Below are 15,232 nucleotides of genomic sequence, written 5' to 3'. Positions count from 1 at the left end.
CGCCGTTAATGTCGTCTTACCATGATCTACGTGACCAATCGTGCCAACGTTAACGTGTGGCTTCTTACGCTCAAATTTTTCCTTCGCCATTTTCAATACCTCATTAACTTTTATTGTTTCTTGATAATTGCTTCAGCAATGTTTGCTGGTGCTTCTGAATATTTAGCAAACTCCATGGTGTAAGTAGCTCTACCTTGAGTTGCTGAACGCAGGTCCGTTGCATAACCAAACATTTCAGCAAGTGGAACTTCTGCACGGACAATTTTACCCGCCGGTGAATCTTCCATCCCTTGAACCATACCTCTTCTACGATTAAGGTCACCCATGACATCACCCATGTAATCTTCAGGAGTAACTACCTCAACGTCCATTATGGGTTCAAGTAACACAGGCTTAGCTTTCAATGCACCTTGCTTGAAACATTGTGAACCAGCGATTTTAAATGCCATCTCGCTTGAATCCACTTCGTGGAAAGAACCATCAAACAACGTAACTTTGACGTCAACCACTGGATATCCAGCAATAACACCATTTTGCAACTGTTCTTGTACACCCTTATCAACCGCAGGTATATATTCTTTGGGAATAACACCACCTACGATAGCATTTACAAACTCATAGCCAGCACCTGGCTCTTGAGGTTCTAGTTTCAGCCAAACGTGTCCGTATTGACCACGCCCACCTGATTGACGAACAAATTTACCTTCTTGTTCAACACTGGCTTTTAAGGTTTCACGATAAGCAACCTGTGGCTTGCCAACGTTGGCTTCCACATTGAACTCACGTTTCATACGGTCAACAATAATTTCCAAGTGTAATTCACCCATACCTTGAATAATTGTTTGGCCCGACTCTTCATCAGTATGAACACGGAATGATGGATCTTCTTGTGCCAATTTGCCAAGAGCAATTGACATTTTTTCCTGATCAGCTTTTGTCCTGGGTTCCACAGCAACTGCGATCACTGGATCAGGGAAGTCCATACGCTCAAGCGTTACTACCTTATCGACATCGCAAAGTGTATCGCCGGTAGTTACGTTTTTCAAACCTACTGCGGCGGCGATATCACCAGCTCTGACTTCTTTAATTTCTTCACGTGAGTTAGCATGCATTTGCAGCAAACGACCAATACGTTCTTTTTTACCTTTTACAGGGTTGTATACTGTATCACCACTTCTCACAATACCAGAATAAGCACGGAAGTAGGTTAAGTTACCAACGAACGGATCAGTAGCAATTTTAAATGCCAACGCCGAGAAAGGTTCATCATAAGATGTCTTTCTATGAATTTCTTCGCCATCTTCGTCAACACCACGAATCGCCGGGATATCGAGTGGAGATGGGAGATACTCAACAACACCATCAAGAACAGCTTGTACACCTTTGTTCTTAAAGGCAGAACCACAAAAGACAGGAACAATTTCGTTGTTAATTGTGCGTTTACGAAGTGCTTTCTTAATTTCTTCTTCTGTAAACTCCCCACCTTCGAGGTATTTTTCCATCAACTCTTCATTAGCTTCAGCAGCTGCCTCAATGATTTTGGCACGGTACTCTTCACATTGAGCTTTCATATCTGCAGGTACTTCAACGTATTTGAAGGCCATACCTTTAGATTCTTCGTCCCACTCAATCGCTTTCATTTTGATAAGGTCAACAACACCTTTAAATGAATCTTCAGCACCGATAGGCAACTGTACAACAACAGGATTTGAACCAAGGCGCTGCTTAATCTGAGCGACAACTCGCAGGAAATTAGCACCCATTCTATCCATTTTATTAACAAATACGATACGTGGTACACCATACTTGTCAGACTGACGCCACACTGTTTCTGATTGTGGCTCAACGCCAGAAACTGAGTCAAATACCACAACAGCACCATCAAGAACACGCAGAGAACGCTCTACCTCAATCATGAAGTCTACGTGCCCTGGGGTATCAATAATATTGATACGGTGAGGTGCAAAATTCTTGTCCATTCCTGGCCAGAAGCAGGTAGTTGCAGCGGACGTAATCGTAATCCCCCGCTCCTGCTCTTGAACCATCCAGTCCATTGTTGCAGCTCCGTCATGTACTTCACCAATTTTATGCGAGACACCCGTATAAAAAAGAACACGCTCAGTAGTGGTGGTCTTACCTGCATCAACGTGCGCGGCAATGCCAATATTTCTGTACAGTTCTAATGGAGTAGACACGACATACCTCTCTTTTAATTCCATCTAAAGTGTGCAAAGGCCTGGTTAGCTTTTGCCATCTTATGGGTATCTTCACGTTTTTTCACAGCTGACCCTTTGCTTTCAAAGGCATCCATTAATTCACCAGCCAAACGTAGCATCATGCCTTTTTCACCGCGTGAGCGTGCTGCCTGAACAATCCAACGCATTCCTAAAGCGATACTTCTATCAGTGCGTACTTCTACTGGAACCTGATAGGTTGCACCACCGACACGTCGTGAACGAACTTCAACGCTTGGTCGAACATTGTCAAGTGCCTGCTCGAAATATTGTAAAACGCCAGTAGCGCTGCCAGTACTGCCTTGCTCGCCACTCTCATCATCACTTTTTCTAGCCTTCTTAACGCGATCGTTCAGCAACTCCAACGCGCCATAAATAATTTTTTCAGCAGTTGATTTTTTACCGCTAATCATCAGCACATTGATAAACTTTGCGAGCAATTCACTGTGATGCTTTGGATCAGGCAAAATCTCGCGTTTGGGGACTTCTCTTCTTCTTGGCATTTCTAGCTTCCTAAAATCAGATTATTTCTTATCTTTCGGTTTTTTGGTTCCGTACTTCGAACGGCCTTGTTTACGGTCGTTCACACCGGAAGTATCCAAACTACCGCGTACAGTGTGATAACGCACACCTGGCAAGTCCTTAACACGACCACCACGGATTAGTACTACAGAGTGTTCCTGCAAATTGTGGCCTTCACCACCGATGTATGAAGACACCTCAAAACCATTTGTCAAACGAACACGAGCAACCTTACGCATAGCTGAGTTAGGCTTTTTAGGTGTTGTGGTGTAAACACGTGTACATACACCCCGTCGTTGCGGACATGATTCCAATGCGGGAACGTTAGATTTTCTCTTGGCGTTCACGCGAGGCTTTCTTACTAACTGATTAATAGTAGCCATTTATTCTTAACTCCGAACTTTCAATTTGTATTTATTTCGAGTGCATAAGGAGGCCGGATTCTATATAGGTCCAGCGGGTTTGTCAAGTTCAAACCCACTGGTAATAGATCAGCTTTATTCATCATGACTGTCTGCATTAAGTGCTTCACTTAACGCATGTTGTACATCACTAGCAGTCACCATATGCGCATTATGCTCAGTACCTGCAGCAGCAGCTTTCGCGCGCTTCGCTTTTCGGCCTTGATGATATGCATAGCCGGTTCCTGCTGGAATCAAGCGACCTACCATCACGTTCTCTTTCAAACCACGCAATTCATCAACTTTCCCACTTACAGCCGCTTCTGTCAGAACACGAGTTGTTTCCTGGAATGACGCAGCGGAAATGAATGATTCAGTTGCCAAAGAGGCCTTAGTAATACCAAGTAATATTGGTGTACCTTGAGCCACTACTTTTCCTTCAGCAGCGAGCCTATCATTTTCCTGCAACATCATGCTCTCTTCGATTTGCTCACCAACAAGGAATTTTGAATCTCCAGCAAACGTAATGACACGTTTACGTAACATCTGCCGAACGATTGTTTCAATGTGCTTGTCGTTAATCTTCACGCCTTGTAAGCGGTATACGTCTTGTACTTCATTGACAATATAATTCGCCAAAGCACCAACACCAAGCAAACGTAAAATATCGTGCGGATTGAGAGGTCCATCTGCTATTACTTCACCACGCTCAACATGCTCACCCTCGAAGACAGAAATATGACGCCATTTAGGAATGAGTTCCTCATGTGAATGTTGTTCCGACGCAGTTATTATCAACCGTCTCTTACCCTTCGTTTCCTTACCAAAATTCACTAGCCCTGATGTTTCAGCCATAACAGCCGCATCCTTTGGCTTTCTGGCTTCAAACAAGTCAGCTACACGTGGTAGACCCCCGGTAATATCTCGGGTCTTAGAACGTTCCTGTGGGATACGGGCAATAACATCCCCAATACCCACTGCACTGCCATCTTCGAAATTAATAATTGCATCCACTGGCAAATAGTATTGTGCAGGAACATTCGTACCAGCCAGGTAGATATCATCACCATCATCAGAGACTAGTTTAACCATCGGGCGTAAATCACGGCCTGCTGCTGTACGTTGCTTGGCATCCGTTACTACGATATTACTCAAACCAGTTAACTCATCAGTTTGGCGATTCATAGTCAAGCCTTCCAGAAGATCGACAAACTTCAGACGGCCACTTACTTCAGATATAACCGGGTGGGTATGTGGATCCCAGGTAGCAATAACCTGCCCAGCCTCTACAGCCATGTTGTCATGTACAGTTAAGACCGCACCATATGGCAGTTTATAACGCTCTCGCTCACGACCAAAATCATCAACAATGGAAACCTCACCTGAACGGGAAACAGCAACAAGGTTACTATTTTCGTGGGTTACTGTTTTGATGTTATGCAGGCGAATCACACCTTTATTCTTAATTTGAATATTGTTTGCTGCCGTCGCTCTTGATGCCGCTCCCCCGATGTGGAACGTACGCATGGTCAACTGAGTTCCTGGTTCCCCGATTGATTGAGCAGCAATAATACCGACCGCTTCACCAGTATTGACTAAATGACCACGTGCTAAGTCACGTCCATAACATTTAGCACAGAGGCCAAAGCGAGTATCACAGGTAATGGGTGAACGAACAGTAACCTGATCAACACCAAATTTTTCCAGTTCCTCAACCCAATCTTCATCCAGCAAGGTGCCTGTCGTAACAACCGGCTCATCCTGGTTAGGAACATAAACATCTTTAGCAACGACGCGTCCAAGTACACGCTCATGCAATGGCTCAACAATGTCACCACCTTCAATCAACGGCTGCATCAAGATGCCATTTTCTGTACCGCAATCATCTTCTGTAATAACCACATCCTGTGCCACGTCTACCAAGCGGCGAGTAAGGTAACCTGAGTTTGCTGTTTTTAATGCTGTATCAGCTAGACCTTTACGCGCTCCGTGAGTGGAAATAAAGTACTGGAATACGTTTAGACCTTCGCGGAAGTTAGCTGTAATTGGTGTCTCAATAATCGAGCCGTCTGGTGCAGCCATTAATCCCCTCATCCCAGCAAGCTGTCTGATCTGGGCAGCAGATCCTCTAGCGCCAGAGTCGGCCATCATAAAGATTGGGTTAAAGGATTCTTGACGTAAAACCTTACCACTACGGTCAACAACTTCTTCGGTAGCAATTTTAGCCATCATCGACTTGGCTACCATTTCGTTGGTTCGCGACCATATATCAATTACTTTGTTATAGCGTTCGCCATTGGTAACCAGACCAGAACGGAACTGAGATTCAATCTCACGAACTTCATTGTCGGCCTGCTCAATGATCGAAGCTTTATCATCTGGGATTTCCATATCCTCGATACCGATTGAAGCACCGGCTCGAGTCGCATATTTAAATCCAGTGTACATAAGCTGGTCAGCAAAGATAACCGTTTCTTTCAAACCAAATTTACGGTAGCAACTATCTACAACCTTAGTAATGGCTTTCTTGGTCATTGCCCTATTAATCTGTGCAAAAGGCATTCCCTTAGGCAGAATATCAGCAAGAATACCGCGCCCAACAGTCGTCTCTACCAAGTGGAAACCCTCGCCATCTTCTCGGGGCATTCTAATTTTTACTTTCGCATGGATATCTACATAACCTGCTTCATAAAAATTCTGAGCTTCTTGCGCACTTGCAAAAATCTTACCTTCACCCAGCGCATTAATGCGCTCACGGGTCAGATAGTAAAGTCCCAACACGACGTCCTGGCTAGGTACAATGATCGGCTCCCCACTTGCTGGCGACAAAATATTATTTGTCGACATCATTAAGGAACGTGCCTCCAACTGTGCCTCTAAAGTCAATGGCACGTGGACTGCCATCTGGTCTCCGTCAAAGTCAGCGTTATATGCTGTACAGACCAGGGGATGTAATTGGATGGCTTTACCTTCAATTAATACAGGCTCAAATGCTTGAATACCAAGTCTATGAAGTGTCGGCGCACGGTTGAGTAGAATGGGATGTTCGCGAATAACGTCATCAAGAATATCCCAAACAACAGGCTCCTCTCTTTCAACCATTTTCTTGGCCGCTTTAATCGTAGTTGCCAAACCTCTAAACTCAAGCTTGCTAAAAATAAATGGCTTGAATAATTCCAAAGCCATTTTCTTTGGCAATCCACATTGATGCAGGCGTAAAGTTGGGCCCACTACAATTACAGAACGTCCAGAATAATCAACACGCTTTCCAAGAAGGTTTTGGCGGAAACGACCTTGCTTACCTTTAATCATATCTGCAAGAGATTTCAATGGACGCTTATTGGTACCAGTGATCGCACGACCACGACGACCATTATCAAGCAAAGCATCAACTGATTCCTGCAACATTCTCTTTTCATTACGAACAATAATATCAGGTGCACTTAAATCAAGAAGTCTCTTTAAACGATTATTACGATTGATAACTCGGCGATAAAGATCGTTTAAGTCTGACGTAGCGAAGCGTCCTCCATCGAGAGGGACAAGTGGGCGTAAGTCCGGAGGAAGCACCGGCAACACATCCATGATCATCCACTCAGGTTTATTACCTGATTCATAAAAAGCTTCGAGCAGTTTCAATCGCTTGGTGATTTTCTTAATCTTCGTTTCTGAATTCGTTGTCGGCAATTCTTCACGCAAAGATTTAATTTCTTCTTCTAAATCAATCTGACGGAGTAAATCGCGAATTGCTTCAGCACCCATACGGGCATCAAATTCATCACCATATTGTTCCATGGCGTCAAGATAAACTTCATCATTCAGTAATTGGCCGCGCTCCAATTCTGTCATACCTGGATCAACAACGACGAATGCTTCGAAATAGAGAACTCGTTCGATATCACGCAGTGTCATATCAAGCAAAAGACCAATACGGGATGGCAATGATTTAAGGAACCAGATGTGCGCTACTGGGCTCGCTAATTCAATATGCCCCATACGTTCACGCCGTACTTTGGCAAGCGCGAGTTCAACCCCGCACTTTTCGCAGATAACACCACGGTGTTTAAGACGCTTATATTTACCGCATAAACATTCATAGTCTTTTACCGGACCAAACGTTTTCGCGCAGAATAATCCATCACGCTCAGGTTTGAACGTACGGTAATTGATAGTCTCTGGCTTTTTCACCTCACCATAAGACCATGAACGAATTAAATCAGGTGAAGCCAGTGCAATTTTAATTGCATCAAATTCTTCACTTTGTCCCTGTTGTTTGAGGATACCAAGCAGGTCACTCATTACAGGCGGTTTTCTCATCGGGTCTAGAGTAGCCAAGTCTATGCCTCCAAAAATTTATTAGTCAGAATTATTCAGTGAACGATTAGTCGTGATCCAATTCGATATCAATCCCCAATGCCCTTATTTCTTTCAGTAACACATTGAAAGACTCAGGCATACCAGGATCCATTCGATGATCGCCATCGACTATGTTTTTATATATCTTAGTCCTTCCACCGACATCATCCGATTTAACTGTTAACATCTCTTGCAACGTATAAGCGGCACCATAAGCCTCTAAGGCCCACACTTCCATCTCCCCAAACCGTTGACCCCCAAATTGTGCCTTTCCACCAAGAGGTTGCTGGGTTACCAGACTATACGATCCTGTTGAACGTGCATGCATTTTGTCATCAACTAGATGGTTCAGCTTGAGCATGTACATGTAACCAACGGTTACTGGATTATCAAATTGCTTACCAGTTCTTCCGTCGAACAATATTGTCTTCCCATCAGCAGGTAAACCGGCTAACTCAAGCATGGATTTAATTTCTGCCTCGCTTGCACCATCAAACACTGGCGTTGCCATTGGAACACCATCTCTCAGATTATCCGCCAGCAACATCAATTCGCTGTCATCGAGACTGTCCAGGCGTACACGCTCCAGATCATCATGATTATATATTTTTCCTAAATAATCCCTGATTTCAGCGGTAGAGCCTTGATTATCCAATAGTGCAGCAATTCTATGGCCAAGCCCTTTAGCAGCTAGACCAAGATGGGTTTCCAATACCTGCCCGATATTCATACGCGAAGGTACCCCTAATGGATTTAGTACGATATCTACAGCCGTACCGTCTTCCATATAAGGCATGTCTTCCACTGGAACAACGATTGAAATAACCCCTTTGTTTCCGTGCCGTCCGGCCATCTTGTCACCAGGCTGGATGCGACGCTTAACAGCTAGATAGACTTTTACGATCTTCAATACGCCAGGAGCTAAATCATCACCCTGAATTATTTTTTTACGGCTATCGTTAAAGCGCTTTTCCATTTCCTTGCTGAGTAACTCTAATTGCTTGGAAAGCTGTTCCAATTGCTGGCTTACAGCATCATCATCAACATGAATATCAAACCATTTTTCCCTGTCGATTTTTTCTAAATGTGCTGCAGTAATTTTAGTGCCGGCTTTTATTGCGCCTGGTCCACCAGTCGCAGATTTATTCAGCAGCAAACTGTTTACGCGATGATAAATATCTTCTTCGCGGATACGACGCTCGTCGATCAAATCCTTCCGAACTCGTGCCAGATGCTCTTCTTCAATACTCTTAGCACGTTCATCTTTTTCAAGACCATCGCGTGTAAAGACTTGGACATCGATTACTGTTCCATTCATTCCCGAAGGAACACGTAGAGAAGAATCCTTCACATCAGATGCCTTCTCACCGAAAATAGCGCGTAGTAGTTTTTCTTCCGGGGTAAGTTGTGTTTCACCTTTTGGTGTTACCTTACCAACCAAAATATCACCCGCACTAACCTCAGCTCCAATATAGACAACACCAGACTCATCCAGATTAGCCAAAGCTGATTCACCAACATTCGGAATATCAGCTGTAATTTCTTCTGTACCTAGTTTGGTATCCCTGGCAATACAAGTTAATTCTTCGATGTGGATCGTAGTAAATCTGTCTTCTTGAACAATTCGCTCAGAAATCAGAATAGAATCCTCAAAGTTGTAACCATTCCAAGGCATGAAAGCAACTAACAAATTTTGTCCCAGAGCAAGCTCACCCATGTCGGTACATGGACCGTCAGCAAGCACATCACCACGCTGGATACGATCACCGGCAGAAACAATCGGCCTTTGATTGATACAAGTATCCTGGTTTGAACGAAAGTACTTTGTCAGGTTATAAATATCAACACCAGCCTCACCTGCTGTTGTTTCGTCATCATTGACGCGGACAACAATACGAGAAGCATCAACTAAATCAATAATACCACCCCGTTTCGCAACAACGGACACCCCTGAGTCTGAAGCAACTGTGCGCTCCATACCAGTTCCTACCAACGGCTTTTCAGAACGTAAAGTTGGTACAGCTTGACGTTGCATGTTTGAGCCCATCAAAGCCCGGTTAGCATCATCATGCTCCAAGAATGGAATCAGCGATGCAGCCACAGAAACGATTTGTTTAGGTGACACATCCATATAGTTAATCTTGTCTGGCGTTGTCAGTGAAAATTCGTTCTGGTGTCTGCAAGGTACGAGATCAGCCAGGATTTTACCTTTTGCATCCACTTCAACGCTTGATTGAGCAATGTACTGATCAACCTCTTCAATTGCGGAGAGATATTCGATTTCATCAGTAACATGGCCATCAACCACTTTTCGGCAAGGTGTCTCAATAAAGCCATAGTCATTTGTACGTGCATAAACAGACAACGAGTTAATCAAACCAATGTTTGGTCCTTCAGGTGTCTCAATAGGACATACTCGACCATAATGCGTTGTATGAACGTCACGAACCTCAAAACCGGCACGCTCACGGGTTAAGCCGCCTGGGCCAAGAGCTGAAACACGGCGCTTGTGAGTAACACCTGACAGCGGGTTAACTTGATCCATAAACTGTGATAATTGGCTAGAACCAAAGAACTCTTTGATCGCGGCAGAGACTGGTTTAGCATTAATCAGATCCTGCGGCATCAAATTTTCTGATTCGACTAAACTCAAACGTTCTTTAACTGCACGTTCCACACGAACCAAACCAACTCGAAATTGGTTTTCAGCCATTTCACCAACGCTACGTACACGACGGTTACCGAGGTGGTCAATATCATCAACCATACCAATACCGTTACGAATATCGATGAGTGTTTTGATAACAGCGAGGATGTCTTCCTTAGTTAAAGTACCAGGGCCAGTATCATCCTTTCGACCTACACGTCGATTAAATTTCATACGACCGACTGCCGATAAATCGTAGCGGTCTTCAGCAAAGAAAAGATTCTTGAATAGGGCTTCTGCAGCTTCCTTAGTCGGAGGCTCTCCAGGGCGCATCATTCTATAGATTTCAACCAAAGCCTCAAGCTGACTGGTGGTAGGATCTATCTTCAACGTATCGGAAATGTATGAGCCATGATCGAGATCATTGGTATAGATCATTTCAAAATTGAAAATTCCTTGTTCAGCAAGTTGGTCTAGTAATTCAGCTGTCACTTCATCATTGGCCTGAGCGAGCACCTCGCCAGTTTCTGTATTAACGACATGTTTTGCCAGAATTTTACCAATCAAATAATCTCTGGGAACAACGAGATCCTGCATGTTGCTCTTTTCCATCTGCTTAATATGGCGGGCAGTAATACGGCGACCTAACTCAACAATTAACTCACCAGTTTCTGGAACAACAATGTCAAATGAAGCAATTTCACCCCGAAGTCTTGCGGGAATTAAATTAATATGGAATTCACCATTTCTTAATTGGCAATAAGTAGATTCAAAAAACTCACCTAAGATCTCTTCTGTCTCATAGCCTAAAGCGCGCAATAAAATAGTCACAGGTAATTTGCGACGTCTATCAATTCGCACAAAAACACAATCCTTGGGATCTAATTCAAAATCCAACCATGAACCACGGTAAGGTATTGTACGGGCGGAGTACAGCAATTTCCCGGAAGAATGTGTTTTACCCTTATCATGTTCAAATATAACGCCAGGTGAACGATGTAATTGAGATACAACAACGCGCTCTGTACCATTAACAACAAAAGTACCCACGTCAGTCATTAAGGGTATTTCACCCATGAAAACATCTTGTTCACGAATATCTTTAATAGGCTTAGGCTCGCCTGCCGCATCCTTATCCAGGACAACGAGTCGTATTTTCACCCGCAAAGGGGCTGAATAAGTTAATCCACGGAGTTTACATTCTTTTACGTCAAATGCCGGCTCACCCAATTTATAGCTCACGTACTCCAGTCGAGCATTACCAGAAAAACTTTCAATGGGAAATACTGACGAGAACGCAGCGTGCAGACCTGTATTTTGCTGCCCGCTCTTGGAGTCGGCCTGTAAAAAATCACTATAGGACTTTAGCTGGATCTCAAGCAAATTAGGAATTTTCATCTTATCTGCTTGCCTACCAAAGCTTTTGCGAAATCGTTTTTTCTCAGCATGTGAATATTGAGGTTTAGCTTTTGCAATTGCCATGGTGGTTCCTCTGTAAATTATTGATGTCATCAAACACACAAACCCAGCCATGTGACCATGGCCGGGTTTTTATACATATAAACAACGGTATTACTTAACGTCGACAGACGCGCCAGCTTCTTCAAGCTTCTTCTTAATGTCAGCGGCTTCGTCTTTAGATACAGCTTCTTTAATTGTTGAAGGAGCACCTTCTACTAAGTCTTTAGCTTCTTTCAAGCCCAGACCAGTAATTTCACGCACTGCTTTAATAACGCCTACTTTATTGGCACCAAAGCTTGACATTACTACATCAAACTCAGTTTTTTCTTCAGCGGCAGCAGCAGCACCAGCAGCTGGCGCGGCAACAGCAACAGCAGCGGCAGCAGCAGATACGTTGAATTTCTTTTCCATTGCTTCGATAAGTTCTACCACTTCCATTACTGACATTTTAGAAATTGTGTCAAGAATGTCGTTTTGAGATACAGCCATTTCTAGCTCCTAAGTTAAAATATTAAAAGATTATGTGGTTTATTACTTTGTGTCTTTAACAGCAGCAACCGTTCTAACCAATTTGGTATGCGGGGCTGCAAGTGTACGGACAAACTTCTCAACAGGCGCTTTCATCACATACAGCAATTTGGCTAATGCCTCATCACGAGTTGGCAAGCTAGCAACCGCATCAAGCTGATCGGCTTCATAAACCTTACCACTCACTGCTAATGCTTTGATTTCAAGCTTATCAAATGTTTTAACAAAATCCTTCAGCATTCTTGCCGCATCACTTGGTGCTTCAAGTGACAATGCAATAAACAAAGGACCTACCAACTTGTCACTTAAGCAAGCAAATTCGGTTTTTTCAAAAGCTCTGCGGGCAAGTGTATTTGGCACTACTCGCATGTAAACACCGGCTTTGCGTGCTCCGCTACGGAGCTGGGTCATTTGATTCACTGTTAAACCACGATAATCAGCAACGACTGCCGAAATAGCCTTAGAAGCAACTACAGTCACTTCTTCAACAACAGCTTTTTTTGCAGCTAATGTTAACGTCACGTTACTGACCTCCTAAGTTGTGCAAATCCTTTGGATTTGACAGTTATGGTGGCCGTCTCGGAAAGTTCCGGAGCCGGTTCACCGTCTGCGCAGGAAATTAAGCCTTCGGCACCTGCGGTCTTCGACGGCATCGAACCATGTCTATGCCGTGAAAGCGGTTTAAAGGGCGATATATGTTACACGGGTATTGTAGCAATATCAATAGGCAAACCCGGTCCCATTGTAGTAGAAAATGATATTTTCTTAAAATACACACCCTTTGATGAAGCTGGCTTGGCTTTGCGTAAATCTGCCATCAATGCAGAAATGTTCGCCAACAAATCATCTGCGCTAAAATCTGCTTTGCCGACTGAACAGTGGATAATACCATTCTTGTCAGTTCGATAACGAACCTGACCAGATTTGGCATCGTTAACAGCCGCTTCGACATTCATTGTTACAGTACCAACCTTAGGGTTAGGCATCAAACCACGTGGACCTAGAATTTGTCCAAGTTGCCCTACAATGCGCATTGCATCTGGCGTTGCAATTACAACGTCAAAATTCATTTCGCCTGCTTTAATTTGTTCAGCCAGATCTTCAAAACCAACCAAGTCAGCTCCAGCATTTTTTGCTTTAGTAGCGTTGTCGCCTTGCGCAAATACTGCAACACGTACAGTTTTTCCTGTACCTTTTGGCAGGTTAGTTGATGAACGTACAACTTGATCAGATTTACGTGGATCAACACCAAGATTGAAACTTACATCAAAACTTTCTTTAAATTTACTACTAGCAAATTCCTTTAACACCTCTATCGCTTCGACTGCGTTATAAAGATGATTAAGCTTAACCTTTTCACGAATTTTTTGCTGTTTTTTACTTAACTTAGCCATGGTAACCCCTTATTCAATACCTTCAACCTCAATACCCATGCTGCGTGCAGTTCCTGCAATAGTGCGTACTGCCGCGTCCAAACTACCCGCTGTAAGATCAGGCTCTTTTGTTTTAGCAATCTCTTCAAGTTGAGCACGGTTAAGCTTAGCCACTTTCTTGGTATTGGGAGTTCCACTTCCACTCTGAATACCTGCTTGCTTTTTAAGCAACACAGATGCTGGTGGTGTCTTGGTTATAAAGGTAAAGCTGCGATCACTGTATACGGTAATCACTACGGGCGTAGGTAAGCCCTGTTCCATATTTTGAGTTTGCGCATTAAAAGCCTTACAGAATTCCATGATGTTAACACCACGTTGTCCCAAGGCAGGACCAACTGGTGGGCTTGGATTAGCCTTACCGGCTGGAATTTGCAATTTTATATATGCTTCTACTTTTTTAGCCATCATTACTCCTCATGGGTATAACGTCAGTTCATAGTTACCCTTCAATCATCAAGGGCACATACTAATTTGACTCCCCGGTTAACATACAAACAAATTAAGTCTTTTCTACTTGACTGAACTCAAGTTCAACCGGTGTAGAACGACCAAATATGAGCACTGCCACTCGCAGCCTGCTTTTCTCATAATTGACCTCTTCGACAACGCCGTTGAAATCAACAAATGGTCCATCTTTAACTCGAACCACCTCACCTGGTTCAAACAGAATCTTCGGCTTGGGTTTAGTAACACCATCTTCAACACGTTGCAGAATTGCTCGAGCTTCTTTATCGGAAATGGGAGTCGGCGTTTGACTGGTCCCACCAATAAAACCCAGGACACGTGGAATTGCGCGAATCATATGCCAGGTTTCATCATCCATAACCATATTCACCAGCACATAGCCGGGAAAAAATTTGCGGGTGCTTTTCCTTTTTTGGCCTGCCCGCATTTCAACAACTTCTTCAGATGGAACGACTACTTCACCTATTTTATCTTGCAGGTTGTGGTGCTCTGCGCGTGATTTAATTTCACGCATAACAAAATTTTCATGACCTGAATAGGCATGAACCACATACCATTGTTTAGTTTTTTGCTCTTCCACCGTATTATCAACCCAAATGTGTTAATTTAGCGATTACCCACATCATGCCAGAATCAATACCCCACAGAATGAATCCAGTGACTGCAACCATGATCATAACAATTGATGTAGTTTGAACGGTTTCCTGACGCGTCGGCCAGACTACCTTTTGCAACTCTATCTTTGCGTCTTTTGCAAATGCGAAGACCTCTTTACCTTTGGATGTAAAAAAACCTAACAATCCTGTTAACACAAACCAACCGAGCCAGATAATGACTTTTATAGGACCTGAGAAATTAAAGTAATAGGTACAGAAAAAGGCTAAAATTGCGATTAGCCCGATACCAAACCACAACATAATTTCTTTAAAGTTCATAGTGGAACCATTCGTATTTTTCATAATTATCTAGTAGTTGGCAGGCCAGGAGGGAATCGAACCCCCAACCTGCGGTTTTGGAGACCGCCGCTCTGCCAATTGAGCTACTGGCCTATCTTACACCTTGGTGTGAAACCCTGAAGTTTCACACCATCAATCACTTACTCAATGATTTTAGCGACTACACCGGCACCAACTGTGCGGCCACCTTCACGAATTGCGAAACGCAACCCTTCGTCCATAGCAATTG

General features: G+C 43.6%; 13 protein-coding genes and 1 tRNA gene. All 14 read right to left on the bottom strand.

The window, feature by feature from the left end; translation table 11 throughout:
- A partial coding sequence (locus Lfee_RS16660; RefSeq protein ID WP_080441849.1) for a GTP-binding protein occupies positions 1-90 on the bottom strand: 90 nt, incomplete at its 3' end.
- Positions 91-110: 20 nt separating this feature from the next.
- On the bottom strand, positions 111-2,219 hold the full coding sequence (gene fusA, locus Lfee_RS05035) for an elongation factor G (RefSeq protein WP_058444526.1): 2,109 nt from the start codon (positions 2,217-2,219) through the stop codon (positions 111-113).
- Positions 2,210-2,737 carry a 30S ribosomal protein S7 gene (gene rpsG / locus Lfee_RS05030; RefSeq protein ID WP_058444524.1) on the bottom strand — a complete coding sequence of 176 codons (528 nt, stop codon included), beginning with the start codon at positions 2,735-2,737 and terminating at the stop codon, positions 2,210-2,212. The genes fusA and rpsG overlap by 10 nt, the downstream gene beginning before the upstream one ends.
- 21 nt (positions 2,738-2,758) lie before the next feature.
- Complete coding sequence (gene rpsL, locus Lfee_RS05025; RefSeq protein WP_058444522.1) at positions 2,759-3,139, bottom strand: 30S ribosomal protein S12; 381 nt, start codon at positions 3,137-3,139, stop codon at positions 2,759-2,761.
- A gap of 114 nt (positions 3,140-3,253) precedes the next feature.
- Positions 3,254-7,456, bottom strand: coding sequence for a DNA-directed RNA polymerase subunit beta' (gene rpoC / locus Lfee_RS05020; protein WP_058444528.1), 4,203 nt, complete (start codon positions 7,454-7,456; stop codon positions 3,254-3,256).
- 82 nt (positions 7,457-7,538) lie between these two features.
- On the bottom strand, positions 7,539-11,642 hold the full coding sequence (gene rpoB, locus Lfee_RS05015) for a DNA-directed RNA polymerase subunit beta (RefSeq protein WP_058444520.1): 4,104 nt from the start codon (positions 11,640-11,642) through the stop codon (positions 7,539-7,541).
- A gap of 90 nt (positions 11,643-11,732) precedes the next feature.
- Positions 11,733-12,110 (bottom strand): 50S ribosomal protein L7/L12, encoded by a 378-nt coding sequence (rplL, locus tag Lfee_RS05010; protein WP_058444518.1) that lies wholly within the window; start codon positions 12,108-12,110, stop codon positions 11,733-11,735.
- A 42-nt stretch (positions 12,111-12,152) separates the two neighbouring features.
- Positions 12,153-12,671: a 50S ribosomal protein L10 gene (gene rplJ, locus Lfee_RS05005; protein ID WP_058444516.1), complete on the bottom strand. Its 519-nt coding sequence runs from the start codon at positions 12,669-12,671 to the stop codon at positions 12,153-12,155.
- Between the two features lie 176 nt (positions 12,672-12,847).
- A complete protein-coding gene (gene rplA, locus Lfee_RS05000; protein ID WP_058444514.1) occupies positions 12,848-13,543 on the bottom strand; it encodes a 50S ribosomal protein L1 in 696 nt (231 codons plus the stop codon).
- Between the two features lie 9 nt (positions 13,544-13,552).
- Complete coding sequence (gene rplK, locus Lfee_RS04995) at positions 13,553-13,987, bottom strand: 50S ribosomal protein L11 (RefSeq protein ID WP_058444512.1); 435 nt, start codon at positions 13,985-13,987, stop codon at positions 13,553-13,555.
- 94 nt (positions 13,988-14,081) lie between these two features.
- Positions 14,082-14,627, bottom strand: coding sequence for a transcription termination/antitermination protein NusG (nusG, locus tag Lfee_RS04990; RefSeq protein ID WP_058444510.1), 546 nt, complete (start codon positions 14,625-14,627; stop codon positions 14,082-14,084).
- Positions 14,628-14,634: 7 nt separating this feature from the next.
- Positions 14,635-14,982, bottom strand: coding sequence for a preprotein translocase subunit SecE (gene secE / locus Lfee_RS04985; protein WP_238584864.1), 348 nt, complete (start codon positions 14,980-14,982; stop codon positions 14,635-14,637).
- Positions 14,983-15,020: 38 nt separating this feature from the next.
- Positions 15,021-15,096, bottom strand: a tRNA-Trp gene (locus Lfee_RS04980).
- 47 nt (positions 15,097-15,143) lie between these two features.
- Positions 15,144-15,232, bottom strand: an 89-nt coding sequence (locus Lfee_RS16655; protein ID WP_080443364.1) for an EF-Tu C-terminal domain-related protein, incomplete at its 5' end; no start/stop codon positions are given.

Source organism: Legionella feeleii (assembly GCF_001467625.1).
Lineage (GTDB): Bacteria > Pseudomonadota > Gammaproteobacteria > Legionellales > Legionellaceae > Tatlockia > Tatlockia feeleii.
This window is presented reverse-complemented; position numbering and strand designations above follow the sequence as displayed.

Excerpts from the sequence above, each read along its gene's own strand:
- fusA (WP_058444526.1), bottom strand. The coding sequence starts at position 2,219 with ATGGAATTAAAAGAGAGGTATGTCGTGTCTACTCCATTAGAACTGTAC.
- rplL (WP_058444518.1), bottom strand. The coding sequence starts at position 12,110 with ATGGCTGTATCTCAAAACGACATTCTTGACACAATTTCTAAAATGTCA.
- rpoB (WP_058444520.1), bottom strand. The coding sequence starts at position 11,642 with ATGGCAATTGCAAAAGCTAAACCTCAATATTCACATGCTGAGAAAAAA.
- rpsG (WP_058444524.1), bottom strand. The coding sequence starts at position 2,737 with ATGCCAAGAAGAAGAGAAGTCCCCAAACGCGAGATTTTGCCTGATCCA.
- rplK (WP_058444512.1), bottom strand. The coding sequence starts at position 13,987 with ATGGCTAAAAAAGTAGAAGCATATATAAAATTGCAAATTCCAGCCGGT.
- secE (WP_238584864.1), bottom strand. The coding sequence starts at position 14,982 with ATGAACTTTAAAGAAATTATGTTGTGGTTTGGTATCGGGCTAATCGCA.
- rpoC (WP_058444528.1), bottom strand. The coding sequence starts at position 7,456 with ATGAGTGACCTGCTTGGTATCCTCAAACAACAGGGACAAAGTGAAGAA.
- rplA (WP_058444514.1), bottom strand. The coding sequence starts at position 13,543 with ATGGCTAAGTTAAGTAAAAAACAGCAAAAAATTCGTGAAAAGGTTAAG.
- rpsL (WP_058444522.1), bottom strand. The coding sequence starts at position 3,139 with ATGGCTACTATTAATCAGTTAGTAAGAAAGCCTCGCGTGAACGCCAAG.